At 69.1% G+C, this 18034-nt stretch carries 13 protein-coding genes; 12 read left to right on the top strand and 1 reads right to left on the bottom strand.

Going from position 1 to position 18034, the window contains the following annotated elements:
* Positions 1-5: 5 nt before the first annotated feature.
* From OG558_RS07065 to OG558_RS07055, 3 genes are all read left to right on the top strand, one after another.
* Positions 6-1859 (top strand): S8 family serine peptidase, encoded by a 1854-nt coding sequence (locus OG558_RS07065; RefSeq protein ID WP_405069473.1) that lies wholly within the window; start codon positions 6-8, stop codon positions 1857-1859.
* Between the two features lie 127 nt (positions 1860-1986).
* Positions 1987-2949 carry an LLM class F420-dependent oxidoreductase gene (locus OG558_RS07060; RefSeq protein ID WP_405069472.1) on the top strand — a complete coding sequence of 321 codons (963 nt, stop codon included), beginning with the start codon at positions 1987-1989 and terminating at the stop codon, positions 2947-2949.
* A gap of 933 nt (positions 2950-3882) precedes the next feature.
* Positions 3883-7518, top strand: coding sequence for a S8 family peptidase (locus OG558_RS07055; RefSeq protein ID WP_405069471.1), 3636 nt, complete (start codon positions 3883-3885; stop codon positions 7516-7518).
* A gap of 108 nt (positions 7519-7626) precedes the next feature.
* Here OG558_RS07055 and OG558_RS07050 read toward each other — a convergent pair whose 3' ends face one another.
* Positions 7627-8985 carry a lytic murein transglycosylase gene (locus OG558_RS07050; RefSeq protein ID WP_405069470.1) on the bottom strand — a complete coding sequence of 453 codons (1359 nt, stop codon included), beginning with the start codon at positions 8983-8985 and terminating at the stop codon, positions 7627-7629.
* A 244-nt stretch (positions 8986-9229) separates the two neighbouring features.
* On the opposite strand from OG558_RS07050, the gene hemL reads away from it, so the two are divergent.
* The 9 genes from hemL to OG558_RS07005 all read left to right on the top strand — a co-directional run bounded on the left by hemL (position 9230) and on the right by OG558_RS07005 (position 18005).
* Positions 9230-10552: a glutamate-1-semialdehyde 2,1-aminomutase gene (hemL, locus tag OG558_RS07045; RefSeq protein ID WP_405072122.1), complete on the top strand. Its 1323-nt coding sequence runs from the start codon at positions 9230-9232 to the stop codon at positions 10550-10552.
* A 43-nt stretch (positions 10553-10595) separates the two neighbouring features.
* Positions 10596-11219 (top strand): histidine phosphatase family protein, encoded by a 624-nt coding sequence (locus OG558_RS07040; RefSeq protein ID WP_329484788.1) that lies wholly within the window; start codon positions 10596-10598, stop codon positions 11217-11219.
* Positions 11219-11788 (top strand): TlpA family protein disulfide reductase, encoded by a 570-nt coding sequence (locus OG558_RS07035; protein ID WP_405072121.1) that lies wholly within the window; start codon positions 11219-11221, stop codon positions 11786-11788. The genes OG558_RS07040 and OG558_RS07035 overlap by 1 nt, the downstream gene beginning before the upstream one ends.
* Positions 11789-11805: 17 nt before the next feature.
* Positions 11806-12549 (top strand): cytochrome c biogenesis protein CcdA, encoded by a 744-nt coding sequence (locus OG558_RS07030; RefSeq protein ID WP_329482346.1) that lies wholly within the window; start codon positions 11806-11808, stop codon positions 12547-12549.
* Position 12550: 1 nt separating this feature from the next.
* Positions 12551-14134 (top strand): cytochrome c biogenesis protein ResB, encoded by a 1584-nt coding sequence (locus OG558_RS07025; RefSeq protein WP_405069469.1) that lies wholly within the window; start codon positions 12551-12553, stop codon positions 14132-14134.
* Positions 14131-15111 carry a c-type cytochrome biogenesis protein CcsB gene (gene ccsB / locus OG558_RS07020; RefSeq protein WP_405069468.1) on the top strand — a complete coding sequence of 327 codons (981 nt, stop codon included), beginning with the start codon at positions 14131-14133 and terminating at the stop codon, positions 15109-15111. Before OG558_RS07025 ends, ccsB begins: the two co-directional genes overlap by 4 nt.
* Before the next feature lies 1 nt (position 15112).
* Entirely contained in the window at positions 15113-15364 is a 252-nt protein-coding gene (locus OG558_RS07015) for a DUF4229 domain-containing protein (protein WP_329482343.1), read from the top strand.
* A gap of 392 nt (positions 15365-15756) precedes the next feature.
* Positions 15757-16362 (top strand): TetR-like C-terminal domain-containing protein, encoded by a 606-nt coding sequence (locus OG558_RS07010; protein WP_405069467.1) that lies wholly within the window; start codon positions 15757-15759, stop codon positions 16360-16362.
* A gap of 59 nt (positions 16363-16421) precedes the next feature.
* The gene (locus OG558_RS07005) at positions 16422-18005 is read left to right on the top strand and encodes an MFS transporter (RefSeq protein WP_405069466.1); all 1584 of its coding nucleotides are present in this window, start codon (positions 16422-16424) and stop codon (positions 18003-18005) included.
* The last annotated feature ends 29 nt before the right edge of the window (positions 18006-18034 follow it).

Genomic DNA, 18034 nt, shown 5'->3' with positions numbered 1-18034 from the left:
GAACTGTGAGGAAGCTGGCCAGTCTGCTGAGTGGTGTGGCGTTGATCGTCCCGCTGGCGATCGTCGCCGCCGTCCAACCCGCAACAGCGGCGCCGGCCGCCGACGCGGCGTCGGGCGCTCCGTCCAAGGTCCCGACCCTGCTGCGGCAGAGCGCGGAGCTGGCCAAGGCCGCCGCCGCGTCCGCCAAGGCGAAGGTGTCCGGTCCAGAAGCCCGTTCGCTCGGTGTCGACACCAGCGGCCGGATCGGCGTCCAGGTGTACGCCGCGGCGCCCGTGACCGCGGCACAGGAAGCCGACCTGTCGACGCTCGGAGTGACGGTCCTGAAGAATTCGGCGGACTTCAAGGCTGTCCCCGGTGCCGACCTGCCCAGCACCGGCCTGGTGTCCGCCTCGGTGCCGTCCGACAAACTCGACGCCGTCGCCGCGCTCGGCTGGGTGACCGCCCTGCGACCGTCGCTGCGCCCGGCCGTCGACGTCGGCGCGATCACCGCCGAGGGCGTCCAACTGCACCAGGCCGACAAGGCCCAGGCGCGCGGCTTGACCGGACGCGGCCAGAAGGTCGGCGCGATCTCCGGCGACGTCGACCACATCGCCGACTCGATCGCCGCGGGCGAGCTGCCGGCGGACGTGCAGGTGCTGCAACAGGCGGCGTACGACGATGACGAAGGCACCGCGATGCTGGAGATCATCCACGACATGGCGCCGGGCGCGAAGCTCGCCTTCGCCAGCACGCAGGACACCACCGCGCAGTACGTCGAGGCGTTCCACACGCTCGCCAACGCCGGCGTCACGATGATCGCCGAGGACATCGCGCTCGACGACGAGCCAGTCTTCCAGCAAGGCATCGGTGCCGCGACGGCAGAGGGCCTCGCCAAGCACGGCATCTGGATCAGCTCCTCGGCCGGGAACCTCGGCGGCCGGCACGCACCTCGCGTGACCGCGACCGGGACCGGCGCGGGACCCGACGGCGTCACCGGTCCGTTCACCGGTTGCCCGAACGCACCGGACAACGTCGTGAAGCTGCGCGGGACCGACACGTCGTACGACCTCAACCTGCTGCCGGGCGCGGCGGTCATGCCGACCCTGCAGTGGAGCGAGCCGCGCGCGGTCTACCCGACCGCGGGCCAGGGCGGCTTCACCGACCTCAACCTGTATCTGATGGACGCCTCCGGTACGACGTGCCTCGCGGCGAGCAACGCAGTTCAGGCGAACGGGGTCGGCGACACCATCGAGCAGTTCATCTACGAGAACACGACCGGTGTCGCGCAGCCCGTCAAGCTGGTCGTCGACGTCCAGGGCACCTCGACGGCCCGCAAGGCCCCGATCCTGGATCTGCGCTGGCGTGCACTGTCGGCCGGCGTCCAGACGATCGACCCGCCGGAGCGCGCCGGCTCGATGAACCCGGACTCGAACTACCTGGGCTTCGCGACCAGCGCCGGCGCCGTCAACGCCAGTCTGTCGGTCGACCCGGCGACGATTGCGCTCGAGCCGTACAGTGCGGCCGGCCCGACCCAGATCCTCTCCACCACCCGGTGCCCGGGCGGGAAGCCCGGTCCGTGCAAGGGAGTCCCCGGTGGTTCGTCGCGGAGCTTTCCGGCCCCGTACTGGGCCGCCGCCGACGGCGTCTCCGTCAGTGGTGCCGGCGGCTTCGGATCCGGAACCTGCCCGACCACCGTCCAAGGCGCCTGCCGCTTCTTCGGTACGTCAGCCTCCGCGCCTACCGCGGCCGGTGTCGCGGCCCTGACGCGGCAGGAGTTCGGCGGCCGGTTGGCGCCGGTCGCACTGAACCAGATCCTCGCGCACCGGGCTGTCGACCGATCCGGACCTGGCTTCGGAGCGGGTGTCCTGAGCGCGCGCTGACGGTCCGCTCCGGGTGCCTCCCGCAGGCACCCGGAGCAGCATTCAGAAGTTCTAGTGGTCCGATTAAGCACGAATTCAGTAGTCGGAGTGATGGACCCTGCCGGTCGCGGCCGGAAAGGATGTCAGCATGACTACACGTTTCGGGATTTTCGTTCCGCAGGGCTGGAAGATGGATCTCGCGCAGATCGCGGATCCGATAGAGCAGTGGGAAGCGATGACGTCGGTCGCCAAGCGGGCCGACGACCAGTCCTGGGACTCGATCTGGCTCTTCGACCACTTCCACACGGTGCCAGAGCCCAGTGACAACACCACCTTCGAGTGCTGGAGCGCGACGGCCGCGCTCGCCCGCGACACCGAGCGGGTGAACATCGGCCAGATGGTCGGCTGCAACGGCTACCGCAACCCGGCGCTGTACGCGAAGATCGCGTCCACCGTCGACGTCGCCAGCCACGGCCGCCTGTACGCCGGGATCGGCGCGGGCTGGTACGAGCACGAGTGGAAGGCGTACGGCTACGAGTGGACCGACATCCCGCCGCGGATGGCCGCCTTCCGGGAGGCCACCGAGATCATCTACAAGATGTGGACCGAGGACAAGCCGGTCTACAACGGCAAGTACTACTCGATCGACGCGCCGATCAACGAGCCGAAGGGTGTCCGCAAGCCGCACCCGAGCTTCTGGATCGGCGGCGGCGGCCCGAAGGTCACGCTGAAGCTGGTCGCGGAGTACGGCGACGCCGCGAACATCGGCGGCGGCAACCCCGAGGTGATCAGGGAGAAGTGCGACATCCTCCGGGAGCACTGCCAGAAGGTCGGCCGCGACTACGACGAGATCATCAAGTCGACGTCGTTCAACGTGTTCCCGATCGACAAGGGTGACGACCCGCAGCGGGCCACCGAGAAGGCCCTCGGCCCGATGGACCGGGAGAAGTTCGACCGGGACAACCTGATCGGCACCGAGGACGAGATCGCGGACAAGGTCGAGGCCTCCCTCGAGGCCGGCGCCGACTACGTCATCTTCTACGTCCCCGGCGTCGCGTACGACCTGGACCTGGTCGACCGGGTGGAGCAGGTAGCCAAGCGCTTCGCCTGACCACCACCTCGCCAGGCAGGCTCCATTCGAGGGGATATCCGGCTCGTCTGACGTATCCGTGGGTGGGTGGTTGGTTCGCCTGCTTCGCGTCCCGGCGGTCGGCCGTGTTGTGTCGGTTGCGGCCGGGGGTGGGGAGGATCTCGTCCCGAATCGGGTGGACGATCCTCCCCAGCCTGGCCCGGGCAGCCCGGCCGGCGCGGACGAACCACGCGGCCGCGACACCGATCGCCACCATCACACCCCGGGCCCGCGGGTCTCGGCCTGGGCGGACGTGGCGCACTCACCAACCCGGTCCGTCCGCCGCGGAGTGCTCGCGGTCGAGCGTCGCATCCGTGGCATTGCGTTGCTTGGTGAGTGGTGCAGGTCCGGTCAGCGGCACCGGCATCGCCCAACCCGCCACCACCGCCGGGGGGCCGGGTATGGCGGACTCCCAGGCCATCACGATCACCCAGACGCCGCGATCGTCCGTGGGAGGTCTTCGTCGTCGCTGGTTGTGATGGCCTGGCGGTCCGGCCGACGGTGCGGGCAGCACCCCCCCGGAACCGACCCGTGCCCGGCCCCGTAAAGCCCGTGCACCGAACGGTCGAGGCTTCCGACTGACTGCGCCCGATCACTGGATGGGATAACCCACTGCGTTGTCGGTTCTCTCGTCGTGTTACGGGGGGAGAACCGACAATTCCATGGGATAACCCCACGAATGGAGCAGCGGGCTCAAGGGGCCTGTGGAGTTGGAGTGCAGGTTCTGGCGGGCGTGCGTGGGGCGGTGGGGTGACCGGTATCAGCCATGGCGGGTGTAGGTCAGTAGGAGTGGTGGACCGGGGCTGAGGGTGACTGTCAGGCTCCCGAAGATGGCCTCGCGTGGGTCGGGGCATCGGGAGGTGTCCGCCTGTGTTTGCCCGATCATCCCGTTGCGCGACGAGCCTGCTTGCGACGGTGGTCGCCAGTTCCCTGCTGCTGGCGACCACCTCCGCGCAGGCCTCCGGCGGCGGTTCCACCGCGGCCGCGACCGGCCAGCCGACCCCGGGCGCGAGCACGCGCCGGATCACGCTGGTGACCGGCGACGTCGCCGAGCTGACCACGAGTTCGAACGGCCAGGTCTCGGCCCGGCTGACGAGCGACGAGCCGTACTACTTCGGCACCTTCGACGGTGACCTCAGCCTGGTCCCGGCCAAGGCCTACCAGTTGCTGAGCGACGGCCGCCTGGACAAGCAGCTGTTCAACATCACCGACCTCGTCGCGCAGGGGTACGACGACGCCGGTAGCGACCAGTTGCCCCTCCTCCTGACCGCGCCGGCCACTCTGCGCAGCGCCCCGTCCACGCCGGCGGCCGCGACTCTGCGCCGTACCCTTCCCAGCGTCGACAGCAGCGCGGTCACCGTGCGGAAGGCTGACGCCAAGACCTTCTGGGACAGCATCAGCGGTCCCGCGGCCTTCAAGAGCGGTAGCCAGGTCAGCAAGATCTGGCTCGACGGCCGTACCCACGCCACCCTCGACCAGTCCACCCGGCAGATCGGTGCGCCGGCCGCGTGGAAGGCCGGGTACGACGGACGTGGCGTCAAGGTGGCCGTGCTCGACACCGGGTATGACGCCGGGCACCCGGACCTCGCCAAGCAGGTCGTGGCATCGGAGAGCTTCGTCCCGGGTGAGGCGGTCCAGGACCAGTTCGGCCACGGCACGCACACCGCGTCGATCGTCGCCGGCCTCGGTACGGCGTCCGGCGGGAAGGAGAAGGGCGTCGCGCCCGGCGCCGGCCTGCTGATCGGCAAGGTCCTCGACAACAAGGGCGGCGGGTACGACTCCGAGGCGATCGCCGGGATGGAGTGGGCCGTCCAGCAGGGCGCGAAGATCATCAGCATGAGTTTCGGCGGCCGGCCGACCGACGGCACCGATCCGATGAGCCAGGCCGTCGACGACTTGTCGAAGTCCAGCGGCGCGCTGTTCGTGATCGCGGCCGGTAACGCCGGGGCGGAGGAAACTGTCGGTTCTCCCGGTGCGGCGTCCGAGGCGCTGACTGTGGGTGCGGTCGACGGCAACGACAAGCTCGCGTACTTCTCCAGCCGTGGCCCGCGCCTCGGCGACGGTGCGATGAAGCCCGAGGTGACCGCGCCCGGCGTGGAGATCCCGGCCGCCCGTGCCGCCGGCACCGAACAGGGCCACGTGCTCAGCCAGTACTACACGGCGATGAGCGGCACCTCGATGGCGACCCCGCACGTCGCCGGCGCCGCCGCGATCCTCGCGCAGCGCCACCCGGACTGGACCGGCCAGCAACTGAAGGCCGCGCTGGCCGCGACGGCAGTGCCCGCCAAGGACGCGACTCCAGCGCAGCAGGGCCTCGGCCGGATCGACATCCCGAAGGCGCTCGACCCGACGATCCTGCCCGACACCGCGAACCTGTACTTCGGTGACGTCTCCTGGTCCGGGCCGACACCGCCGGCGCCGGTCGTCCGCAAGTTCACCTACCGCAACACGTCCGGCCGTCCGGTGACCCTCGATCTGAGCGTCACCGCACAGTCCCCGGGCAGGGTCGACGCGGCCATCACGGTGACTCCGGCCCGGATCACGGTCCCGGCCCACGGGGTGGAGTCGGCCGCCGTCATCCTCGATCTCGCGAAGACCCAGCCGGCCAAGTACTCCGGTGTCGTCACGGCACGTTCCGGCAGTACGTCGTACCGGACCGGGCTCGGGTTCGCGGCCGGCGGGCGGCTGAACCAGGTGACCGTGAAGGCGATCGGCCGTGATGGTCAGCCCGCCACCACGAAGGCCGGGGCGAGCGGTGTGCAGTTGTGGAACCAGGACACCGGCGACGTGGACGGGATCGCGTTCGACCAGACCGGCAGCCGGACCCTCGAGGTGCCGACCGGGCGGTACAGCGTGATGGCGTACGCGATGGGCGGCGACGAGGCCAACTGGGCGAACTCGGTCACCCTGCTCGGCGATCCGGACGAGTGGATCGACGGCGACCGGACGTACACCTTCGACGCCCGCAAGGCGCACAAGGTGACGGTGCAGACGCCGCGGCCGGCCGATGCGCAGAGCGTCGGCATCGCGTGGCATCGCAAGGTCGGCGACCGCGACGCGGTGTCCGGCTGGGCGTACAACGGCCGGGTTGCCAACGGCATCTACGTGCAGGATTTCGGGAAGGTTGCCAATGGCACCTTCCAGGTCGTGCAGCGCTGGGATCTCGCGCAGCCGATGCTGACCGTCGACGTCAGCGGCGCAGGCAGCAGCTTCCGGCTCCCGACGCCGGGCTCCGGCTCCAGCCGGACCGTGTACGTCGGCAACGAGAAGCTCCCGCTGGTGAGCGGCGGCGACGGTACGCCGGCCGAGCTGACCGGGGTCAAGGACAAGGTCGCGCTGATCCGGTGGGTCTCGTCCGACCAGGTCACCCCACAGGCCAAGGCGGCGAAGGACGCCGGCGCGAAGGCAGTCTTCCTGTACAAGGAGGCGCCGGGCTACTGGTCGACCGGGACGGAGCAAGGTGTCCCGTTGTACCTGCTGCGGTCCGAGCAGGGGAAGCAGCTTCTCGACCTGCTGGCCAAGGGCCCGGTTTCCCTGCAACTGAACGGCTTGCGGGACAGCACCTACCGCTACGACCTCGCTGTCGGGCCGTCGACCGTGAACGGCCCGCTCACGTTCGACGTCGCGAAGATGCGGCCGGCCGTGGTGACCATGGACTTCGCACGCAACCAGGCCTTCCCGCTGCACAACGATCAGCGGATCGCGCACCTGCCGGGGATCTCCACCGGGCTGTCGTCGACCCGCGGGGTGACCGGACCGGTCACTCGCACCGACTATCTGGTCACGGACCTCAAGGGTGTCACCTGGGAAGAGAAGACGGCCGCGGGCGAGTGGAACGAGAGCGGCTTCACGTCCACGGTGGCTCGCGGCTACCGGCCGAACGAGAAGGCCGGCCGCAGTTGGTGGGAGCCACTGACGCGGCCGGCTGTTCCGGTGGCGACGAGCGCCGAAGAAGCGGGCGGCTGGCCGCCGGCCCGGTTCGAGAATGCGCTGCGGATCGCGATCCCGCAGTACGTGAACGGCGATCGCACCATCTTCGGCTGGGGCGATCGAGGCGACGTGACGAGCATGACGCTGAGCAGCAACGGCGTCGAACTCGGCCGCGAGGCCTGGTCGGTCGGTCAGTTCGCTGTCCCGGCGAAGGCGGCCTGGTACGACCTGACGCTCGACCAGCAGCGTGGTCCGAACAGCTGGGCGACCACGTCGACCGCCACCCACACCGAGTGGCACTTCCTGTCCAAGCCGACGAACACCCGGTCCGTCCTGCCGCTCGTGCAGGTCGACTACAAGCACGCGGACGGGCTGCTCGAGCTCGAACCGGCGTACCAGCCGGGCGTCCGCGGCGTCGGGGTCTTCCGGACCACCGCCGAGATCTCGTACGACGGGACGACCTGGCAACAACTGGCGTTGCGGGGATCCCGTGGCGCGGTGCGGGCTCAGTTGCCGGCCGCTCCGGTGGACGCGTCGTACGCGAGCATCCGGGTGACCGCGACGGATCTGATCGGCAACAAGATCAGCCAGACCATTGAGAAGGCCTGGGCCGTGAACTGAACTGAACGTTAAAAAGGGCGACGCCACGAAGCCGGGGGGAGTGCTCCGTGGCGTCGCCGGGGGCGCGCCAAGGGAGGGGTGGGGGCTGGCGCGCCGGTCTTGGAGGGGTCAGTTCCCGAGCACGCCTCCGCCGAGAATGCCCAGCAGTCCGAGCACGGACAGCAGGTTGCGGATGACCTGGTCGACGGCCTTCGTGCCGCCGGTCTGGTAGGCGGTCACGCACTTCTGCAGCTGGTCCTGGGTCGGCTTGGTGATCGTCACCTTCGCCATCTCGGACTGGCAGTACTGCGTCGCCTTGGTCAGCTCACCGACCGTGCTGCCGACCGTGCCGACGATCAGGCCGGCCGCCGTCTGCAGCGTCGCGAGGCCCGGCGCCGGCGGCGTGGTGGTCGTAGGCGGCGTGGTCGTCGTCGGCGGTTTGGTGGTCGTGGGCGGCTTGGTGGTGGGATCGTCCGACGGCTTGCCGGTGGTCGGCGGCCGCTTGGTCGGGTCGGTCGTCGGCTTGCCGGACTGGTCCACGACCGTCGGCGTCGGCTTGACCGACGGGTACGTCTCCTGGTTCGTCGCCTGCGGCAAGTTGTTGTCGGCCGGGGCGTCGATGGTCGGATCGCCGACCTGGTCACCGGCCCGGTCGACGCCCTGCTCGTCGTCCTCGGTACCGTTGCCGACCGCGATCCAGCTGCCGCCGGCATACGCCTTGGCGATGCTCACGACCAGGTCGACGTACTGCTGGGAGTGGTTGTAGCGCAGGACGGCCGAGTCCAGGTCGCTCGCCTTGGAGAGGTCCGTCTTGCCGGAGCACAGGTAGACAGCGGTCGACATGGCCGCGTCGTCGATGTCCTGTGGGTTCCGCACGCCGTCGCCGTCGCCGTCCACTCCCATCGACCGCCAGGTGCCCGGGATGAACTGCATCGGGCCGACCGCCCGGTCGAACGCGCCGTCGCCGTCGAACGCACCGGCGTCGGTGTCGGCGATCTTGGCCGTGTTCACACCGTCGAGCCGCGGGCCGTAGATGCCCGGCACGGCGACGCCCTGCGAGTTCAGCGCGTTGCCGCCGAAGCGGCCGTGGTTCGACTCGACGCGGCCGATGGCGGCCACCAGCGTCCAGGGCAGATGACAGCCCGGGTCCACCTGGGCCAGCACCTGCTGGGCCCGCGAGTACGCCTTCAGCGCCGCGTGCGGGATGCCGTTGCGGGACAGGCCGGACACCACCTGGGTCGGCTGCTCGCCGGGATCGACGCCGTGGCCGACCACACCCGGCACCGGCACGTTGGCCGGCTCGGCGATCGGCCGCTTCGGTACGACGACCGGACTGTTGCCGGACAGGCCCTGCTCCAGCGACGCCGTGGCGATCGCCGGATCATCCGTGGCACTGACGGTGAACGCGCTCGCGAACAACGCCAACGGGATGAGCGGCGCCACCTGACGCCACCCTCCACTCGTGGCGCGGCGCTTGCCCTTCGCCATCGATGATCCCCTCCGTGACTCAGCGACCTGCCCGGCCCCACGCCGCGGACACGTCATTTCGTCGTTCTCGGTTGCCGTCGTAATTGGTCTAACGTCCGCCCCGTGCGTGGGTTACGCGCCGGACTCGGACCATCTACGTGCGGTGACGAGGTACCCATACTGGCGCGTAACAACACTGCTTGTGAACCCCCGGCGGGGCACTTGCCCCTGCCCGCCCACCTGATCCGCAGGTCCGTCGGGGACAATAGCGGCCGTGCCCGACCACACAGAACAGTCCGCCGCGCTCTTCGACAGAGCCTCCGCAGTCACTCCGGGCGGGGTCAACTCTCCCGTCCGCGCGTTCCGCGCCGTCGGCGGCGTGCCGCGCTTCATGGCATCGGGTGACCGATGTCACATCACCGACGTCGACGGGAACCGCTACCTCGATCTCGTCTGCTCCTGGGGGCCGATGCTGCTCGGCCACGCCCATCCGGAGGTGACCGCCGCCGTCCAAGCCGCGGTCGCCCGCGGGACGTCGTACGGGACGCCGACCGAGACCGAAGTCCTGCTCGGTGAGGAGATCGTCGGCCGGACGCCGGTGGACAAGGTCCGGCTGGTGTCGTCCGGCACCGAGGCGACCATGTCCGCGCTCCGGCTCGCCCGCGGCTTCACCGGGCGCGCCAAGATCGTCAAGTTCGCCGGCTGCTATCACGGGCATGTGGACGCGCTGCTGGCGCAGGCCGGTTCCGGCCTGATCACCCTCGGCATCCCCGGTACGCCGGGCGTCACCGAGGCGACCACGGCCGACACGATCGTGCTGCCGTACAACGACCAGCCCGCCGTCACCGCCGCCTTCGCCGAGTACGGCGACCAGATCGCGGCCGTGATCACCGAGGCGTCGCCCGGCAACATGGGCGTCGTTCCGCCGCGTGACAACTTCAATGCGTTCCTCGCCAAGACGTGCAAGGACAACGGCGCACTGTTCATCTCCGACGAGGTGATGACCGGCTTCCGGATCACCCGCTCCGGTTGGTACGGCGTCGACGGCGTCCAGCCGGATCTGATGACGTTCGGCAAGGTGATGGGAGGTGGCTTCCCGGCCGCGGCGTTCGGCGGGCGGGCCGACATCATGGCCCACCTGGCGCCGGAGGGCTCGGTCTACCAGGCCGGCACCCTGTCCGGGAACCCGATCGCCACCACGGCCGGCCTGACCACGTTGCGGCTGGCCACCGACGAGGTCTACGCGCGGCTGGACGAGACCTCGGCCACCATCCAGCGCCTGGTCGCGACCGCACTGGACAAGGAAGGTGTGCCGCACGTCATCCAGGCCGCCGGGAACCTCTTCAGTGTCTTCTTCGTGGAGTCCTCGGAGGGATCTGCCGAGATCCGGGACTTCGTCGGTGCGAACGCGCAGGTGCTGCCCCGGTTCGCGGCGTTCTTCCATGCGATGCTGGACGCTGGCGTCTACCTGCCACCGAGTGCGTTCGAGGCCTGGTTCGTCAGCGCCGCGATCGATGACGACGCGCTGGCGGAGCTCGAGTCCGCCCTCGCCCCGGCTGCTCGTGCGGCAGCCGCAGTACAGAACTGAGAAGGGAACGGCAGCGGTGACCGAAACGACGGTCGTGCATCTGATGCGTCACGGCGAGGTGCACAACCCGACCGGTGTGCTCTACGGCCGGATCCCCGATTTCCACCTGTCCGAGCTCGGCCGGAAGATGGCGGACCGGGTGGCCGAGCACGTGGCCGGCCGGGACATCGTCCACCTGGTCAGCTCGCCGCTGGAGCGGGCCCAGGAGACGATGGAGCCGATCGCGAAGACGTTCGGGCTGACCGCGGACATCGACGAGCGGGTGATCGAGGCGGCGAATCTGTTCGAGGGCAAGAAGTTCGGCGTCGGCGACGGCGCGCTGAAGAACCCGAGCGCCTGGTGGCTGCTGCGGAACCCGTGGAAGCCGTCCTGGGGTGAGCCGTACCAGCAGATCGTGCGGCGGATGCGGGACGCGATCGAGACCGCTCGGCAGAAGGCCGCCGGGCACGAGGCGCTGATCGTGTCGCACCAACTGCCGATCTGGACCGTCCGGTCCGCGATCGAGGGCCGCCGGATGCTGCACGACCCGCGCAAGCGGCAGTGCAGCCTGGCCAGCCTGACCTCGTTCACCTTCCACGGCGAGACAATCGTCTCGGTCGGGTACTCAGAACCGGCGAAGGATCTTCTCCCGGTCAAGAACCCGAAGAAGTTCGTGGGCGGCGCGTGATGTTCCGCCGTACGACGCTCCTGGTCGCCGGGCTGTTGCTGATCGCAGGCTGCAGCTCCGGCCAGCAGGCCGCGCAGAACCGGGAGGGGCAGGCCGGGTTCGTCAGCGGTACGGGGAACGTCTCGCTGTTCGCCCCGGCGGATCGCAAGCCGGCGCCCGCGCTGACCGGTACGACGCTGGACGGGAAGCCGTGGAGCCTGGCCGACCAGACCGGCAAGGTAGTCGTGCTGAACGTCTGGGGCTCGTGGTGCCCGCCCTGCCGCAAGGAAGCACCGGACCTGGTCGCGGCCGCCAAGGAGCTCGGCCCGACGGTGCAGTTCATCGGGCTGAACACCCGTGACCTCGACCCGGCGCCGGCCCGCAAGTTCGTGCAGGAGTTCGGCGTGCAGTACCCGAGCATCTACGACCCGAACGGCAAGGCCCTGCTGCGGTTCCGCGGCCAGATCTCGCCAAAGGCGATCCCGACCACGCTGGTGATCGACAAGTCCGGCAAGGTTGCGGCGCGGGTGGTCGGCGAGGTTTCCAAGGACACCTTGCTCGGCATGGTCCATGATGCTGCCGCCGGCTGACCGAAGGAATCAGCACCGTGGGTGAGTGGTTCGCCGAGTCGATGACGGGTTCGATGCTGGTGGCATTGCCGATCGCGGTGCTGGCCGGTGCGATCTCGTTCTTCTCGCCCTGCGTCGTACCGCTGCTGCCCGGCTACCTCTCCTACGTCACCGGACTGTCCGCGGCCGAGCTCGGATCGGACAAGCGCGGCCGGATGCTGGCCGGGACGGCCTTGTTCGTGGCCGGGTTCTCCGCGGTCTTCATCCTGACCGGGGTGGTGTTCGGCAAGGCCGGCGACCTGCTGATCGATCACCAGACCGCGATCACGCGGGTACTCGGCGCGCTGACCGTCGTACTGGGTCTGGTCTTCCTCGGCGGGTTCGGCTTCCTGCAGAAGGACATGCGGGTGCATCGGGTGCCGGCGGTCGGGATCGCGGCGGCGCCGCTGCTCGGCGTACTGTTCGGATTCGGCTGGACGCCCTGTATCGGGCCGACGCTCGGGACCGTGATGACGCTGGCCACGACCGAGGGCAGCACCGCGCGGGGTGCGATGCTGGCTCTGGTGTTCAGCCTCGGGCTCGGTATCCCGTTCATCGTGGCGGCGCTGGCGTTCCGGCGGATGCTGGGCGCGGTGGCGTGGGTCCGCAGGCACCAACTGCTGGTGATCCGGATCGGCGGCGTACTGATGATCGCGGTGGGGCTACTGCTGCTGACAGGAGTGTGGGATGCGATGACCGCGGACCTGCGGCAGTGGGTCGCCAACTTCGGGTCGGCGGTGTGACGTGACCGAGGTCAAGGACCACATCACCGCACCGACCGGGGGCTCCGGCAACGAACCGCCCGCCCTCGGCCTGGTCGGCTGGCTGCGCTGGACCTGGCGGCAGCTCACCTCGATGCGGACCGCGCTGGTGCTGCTGTTCCTGCTCGCGCTCGGCGCGGTGCCGGGCTCGCTGATCCCGCAGACGGCGATCGACCCGATCAAGGTGTCGGACTTCCTCACGGCGCATCCGAAGCTCGGGCCGTTCTACGACAAGCTCGGGCTCTTCGACGTCTACAAGTCGCCCTGGTTCTCGGCCATCTACCTGCTGCTGTTCATCTCGCTGATCGGGTGCGTGGTGCCCCGGCTCGGCGTGTACCTGAAGGCGATCCGGGCCAGGCCGCCGAAGCCGCCGCGCAACCTCAACCGGCTGCCCGGGTACGAGCGCTTCACCGTCGACTCCGAGGGCGACGTCCTCGAGCTCGCGACCCGGGAGCTGAAGCGCCGCCGCTTCCGCGTCCAGGCGTACGACGGTGCCGTCGGGGCGGAGCGTGGTTACCTGCGTGAGGCGGGCAACCTGCTGTTCCACTTCTCGCTGATCCTGGCGCTGATCGGGGTCGCGTGGGGTTCGCTGTTCGGCTACCGCGGCACCGTCCTGGTTGTCGTGGGCAACGGTTTCTCCAACACGGTCGCGCAGTACGACGACTTCACGCCGGGGCGGGCGTTCAGCGGTGATCAGGATCTGCCGCCGTTCTCCCTGACGGTGAAGGACTTCCAGGTCAAGTTCCAGGAGGACGGGCCGCAGCGCGGTGCGGCGCGGGAGTTCAAGGCCCAGCTGTCGTACCAGGAGACACCGGACGCGCCGGAGAAGTCGTACGAGCTGCAGGTCAACCACCCGCTCAAGCTCGACGGCAGCAGCCTCTACCTGCTCGGCCACGGCTACGCGCCGCGGGTGACCGTGCGGGACGGCAACGGGCAGGTCGCGTTCTCCGGGCCGGCGCCGTTCCTGCCGCAGGACAGCAACTTCTCGTCGTTCGGCGTGATCAAGGCGCCGGACGCCCGGCCGATGACGCTGGGCTTCGAAGGCTTCTTCCTGCCGACCGCGGTGATCGACCAGCGCGGTCCCGCCTCGGTGTTCCCCGACGACCTGAACCCGATGCTGGTGATGACCGGGTACTACGGCCGCCCGCAGCCGGAGACCGGGAAGCCGGAGTCGGTGTACCAGCTGGACAAGACCAAGCTCACGCAGTTCGAGCAGAACGGCGACAAGTGGCGCTTCCAGCTCGCGCCGGGCCAGACCCAGGCGCTACCGGACAAGGCCGGCACGATCACCTTCGACGGCTACAGCCGCTGGGTGAAGCTGCAGGTCAGCCACACTCCCGGCACGGATCTCGCGCTCGCGGGCATCCTGCTGGCCATCCTCGGGCTGATGGGCTCGCTGTTCGTGCATCCGCGCCGTACCTGGGTGCGGGTCCGGACCGAGGACGGGCGTACGGTGGTCGAGGTAGCAGGGCTGGACCGCGGACCCGAGCGTGGCCTCGGGGACGAGATCCGGGCCATCGGTGCGGTACTCAGACCTGATCGATCGAGCACGCAGGAGACATCATGAGCCCGGAGACCTACGCGCACGTCTCCAACCTGCTGATCCCGACCGCCACCGTGATCTACGCCCTGGCGATGATGTCGCACGCGATGGAGTGGGCCCTCGGCCGCTCGGCGATGGCGAACACGGCCGCGGTGAAGGAGGAGGTCCTGGTCGCCTCCGACGGCGAGCAGGTCACCGCGGGCTCGACTGACCTACCTGACGCCACCGGGAGCATGGAGCGGCTGGAGGCAGCCAGCAGGATCGGGCTGCTGCTGACCTGGCTGGCGTTTGTCTTCCACCTCGGCGGAGTGGTCACGCGCGGCCTGGCGGCCGGCCGGGTGCCGTGGGGCAACATGTACGAGTTCTCGATCACGGCGTCGCTGGCGGTCGCGATCGTCTATCTGATCTTCGTGCAGCGCTACAAGCTCCAGTGGCTGGGGCTCGGCGTGACCCTCGTGGTCGCCGCCGTACTGGGGCTCGCGACGCTCGCGCTGTACACGCCGGCCGGTCCGCTCGTGCCGGCGCTGCACTCGTACTGGCTCGTCATTCACGTGTCCTCGGCCGCGATCTCCGGTGGTGCGTTCACCGTCGGCGGCCTCATCTCGGTGCTCTACCTGATCAAGGCCCGGGCCGAGCGGAAGGTGCTGGCCGGCGGCACGATGTCGGCGTCGCTGCGCCGGCTGCCGAGTGCGGAGTCGATGGACAGTACGGCGTACAAGGTGCTGGCGTTCGCGTTCCCGCTGTGGACCTTCGGGGTGCTGGTGGCCGGGCCGATCTGGGCCGAGTACGCCTGGGGCCGGTACTGGGGCTGGGACCCCAAGGAGGTCTGGTCGCTGGTGACCTGGGTGGTGTACGCCGCCTATCTGCACGCGCGGGCGACCGCGGGCTGGCGGGGCCGCCGGGCCGCGACGATCGCGATCGTCGGCTGGTTCGTGTTCATCTTCAATTTCGTCGGGGTCAACCTGTTGGTTTCCGGTCTGCACTCCTACGCTGGGGTGTGAGATGAAGGAGTTCGCCATCTACACCGGCCTGCGGGCGGCGCTGTTCGCCGTCTGCTTCGCGGTGCTGTGGTTCGCGCTGAACACCTGGCTGAGCCTGTTCCCGCTGCTGCTGCTCGCGCTGATCGCCTCGTCGATCCTGTCGATCTTCGTCCTCCGGGCCGCCCGCGACCGGCTGGCCGGCAAGATCGAGCACCGGGCCGAGAGGATCTCGCACCGGATCGAGCAGGCCCGCACCGCCGAAGACGACGACTGACCCCACGGCCGACGACTGACCCCACGGCCGACGACTGAGCGCACGGCCGACGACTGACCCCACGGCCGACGACGCCGACCGGGCTCACCGGCGTACGTCGCCTGCCCCACCGGCAGCTCGTCTCGGGGCAGAAGCCGGGGGCTTGACCACCCACTGGTGGGTTTGGACAGGCAATAACTTGTCCCACCCCACCAGTTGTTGTCTCAGCCCCCTGGACCTTGGTGGCGCGGCAGGCAGGTGTACCAGTGGAACAACTGGTACGCAGAGTGACGTAGCCCACTCTTGATTCCTCCGGAAAATCCTTTGTGCATCCCTTCACATCAGTCGTAGTGTGGTTGATGAAACGAAACCGTTTCGTTCTATCAGCTACTAATGGCTTACGCAGGGTGATTATGGTCGAGACAGCAGGAGTGCGGCAGCGGCCGCGGGTCGAGGGTGGTCGCGAGGAGGAGATCCTCGACGCGACCGTCGCGGTGGTGGCCGAGCTGGGCTACGACCGGCTGACCATGGACGCGGTGGCGACGGCGGCGAAGGCCAGCAAGGCGACGCTGTACCGGCGCTGGACCACCAAGGCCGAGCTGGTCGTCGACGCGATCAGCCGGGCCAAGGGCTGCCCGATCCCTGAGGACGTCGACACCGGCAGCCTGCGGGGCGACCTGATCTCGATGTCGTGTGGTGACGGCGGCTTCACCGACGAACTGCCGATGTCGGTGATCGCCGGTCTGCTCACCGCCCTGCACCGCGACCCGGAGCTGCAGAAGGCGTTCCAGGAGCGCTTCCTCGCGCCCCGGCAGGACGTGGTCGCCACGGTCTACGCCCGAGCCGTCGAGCGGGGCGAGATCGCACCGGACGTCGACATCGAGCTGCTGTCGGTGACGCTGCCGGCGGTCGTCATCCACCACGCGTACATCCTCGGCGTCGAGCCCACGGACGAGCTGATCCTCCGAGTGATCGACAACGTGATCCTGCCTGCGGCGCGGGGGTCGCAGGTGAGCTGACCGGTGAGGGGCCGGTTCGCGACAAGCAAGACAGTCTGCCCAAGAGGGGAAGTTTTCTTATGTCCGAAGAAGTCATCAACGCCGATCCGCCGGAGAACCGGCCGGTCGACTCGGTGACCGAGCCAACTCTGTCCGATTCAGAGGCAGGCCACGGTCACCGCAACCTAGGCATCGCGCTCGCGCTGATCTGCATGGCGCAGCTGATGGTGGTCCTGGACGGCACCATCGTCAATATCGCGTTGCCGCACATCAAGGACGATCTGGGCTTCAGCAACGCGACGCTGCCGTGGGTGGTCAACGCCTACGCGCTGGCGTTCGGCGGCCTGCTGCTGCTCGGCGGCCGGATCGGGGACATCCTCGGCCGCCGCAAGGTCTTCGTCTTCGGCGTCGTGCTGTTCGGCCTGGCGTCGTTCGTCGGCGGTATCGCCCAGACCGAGGGAGTGCTGCTGGTCAGCCGGATCCTGCAGGGCGTCGCGGCCGCGGCGGCTGCGCCGAACGCGCTCGCCCTGATCACCACCACCTTCCCGGCCGGTAAGGAGCGCAACCGCGCGATGGGCGTGTACGCCGCGATGTCTGGGGCCGGTGCGGCCGTCGGTCTGATCCTGGGCGGCCTGCTGACCGAGGCGTCCTGGCGGTGGACGTTCTTCATCAACACGCCGATCGGCCTGATCGTGGCGGTGCTGGCGTTCCGGTTCCTGGGTGAGTCGGCCCGGCAGACGGGCAAGTTCGACCTGCCCGGTGCGATCACCGGCACGCTGGGTCTGACCTCCCTGGTCTACGGACTGACCCACGCCGCCTCGAACGGCTGGGGCGACGCGGCAACACTGGCCTACATCTTCGGCGGTCTGGCCCTGATCGGGATCTTCCTCGTCATCGAGGCCCGCTCGCGGCACGCGCTGCTGCCGTTCCGGATCCTCGCGAACCGGACCCGTGGGGTCAGCTTCTTCGTGATGCTGATCGTCGGTGCGGCGATGTTCTCGATGTTCTACTTCCTGGGCATCTTCGTGCAGAGCATCATGGGCTACAGCGCGCTGAAGACCGGTATCTCGTTCCTGCCGTTCAGTGTCGGCATCGTGCTCGCGGCGCAGGTCGCGTCGACGCTGGTGGCCCGGATCGACCCGCGGTGGATCGCCGGTACCGGTGGCGTGCTGGTCTCGGCCGGCATGTTCGGGTTCAGCCGGCTCGAGATCGACTCGACGTACCTGACCCACCTGCTGCCGTACATCCTGGTGCTCTCGTTCGGGATGGGCCTGATCTTCGTGCCGATCACGCTGACCGCGGTCAGTGGAGTCGCGCACGAGGACTCCGGTGTCGGCTCCGCGGTCCTGAACACGGTCCAGCAGATCGGTGGTGCGATCGGTCTGGCGCTGCTCGGCACGATCTCCACCAGCGCGATCAAGGACAAGTTCACCGAGCTGGCCCCGGGCCTGCAGAAGGCTGCCGAGGCTGGGCAGTCGCCGGACCAGATCAAGCAGTTGCAGGGTCAGTTCACGGCGCTGGCGACGACGCACGGCTTCACCCGGGCCTTCGTCTGGTCCGCGTTCCTGGCGCTGGGCGCGGCCGTGATCACGCTGATCGGCTTGTCGATCAAGCACGAGGATCTGGCCACGGACAACGCTGACGGACCCGTCCACGTGGGCTGAGGCTCCGAAGAAGACCCGAAGGGCCCGCT

This window comes from Kribbella sp. NBC_01510 (assembly GCF_045040325.1).
Classification (GTDB): Bacteria; Actinomycetota; Actinomycetes; order Propionibacteriales; family Kribbellaceae; genus Kribbella.
Note: the sequence above shows the minus strand (reverse complement) of the source record. Positions and strands in the feature narration are given on the sequence as shown.

Bases quoted from the DNA above. Each gene is read 5' to 3' on its own strand.
- ccsB (WP_405069468.1), top strand. From the start codon at position 14,131: ATGAGCCCGGAGACCTACGCGCACGTCTCCAACCTGCTGATCCCGACC.
- OG558_RS07035 (WP_405072121.1), top strand. From the start codon at position 11,219: ATGTTCCGCCGTACGACGCTCCTGGTCGCCGGGCTGTTGCTGATCGCA.
- OG558_RS07060 (WP_405069472.1), top strand. From the start codon at position 1,987: ATGACTACACGTTTCGGGATTTTCGTTCCGCAGGGCTGGAAGATGGAT.
- OG558_RS07010 (WP_405069467.1), top strand. From the start codon at position 15,757: ATGGTCGAGACAGCAGGAGTGCGGCAGCGGCCGCGGGTCGAGGGTGGT.
- OG558_RS07005 (WP_405069466.1), top strand. From the start codon at position 16,422: ATGTCCGAAGAAGTCATCAACGCCGATCCGCCGGAGAACCGGCCGGTC.
- OG558_RS07050 (WP_405069470.1), bottom strand. From the start codon at position 8,985: ATGGCGAAGGGCAAGCGCCGCGCCACGAGTGGAGGGTGGCGTCAGGTG.
- OG558_RS07040 (WP_329484788.1), top strand. From the start codon at position 10,596: ATGCGTCACGGCGAGGTGCACAACCCGACCGGTGTGCTCTACGGCCGG.
- OG558_RS07015 (WP_329482343.1), top strand. From the start codon at position 15,113: ATGAAGGAGTTCGCCATCTACACCGGCCTGCGGGCGGCGCTGTTCGCC.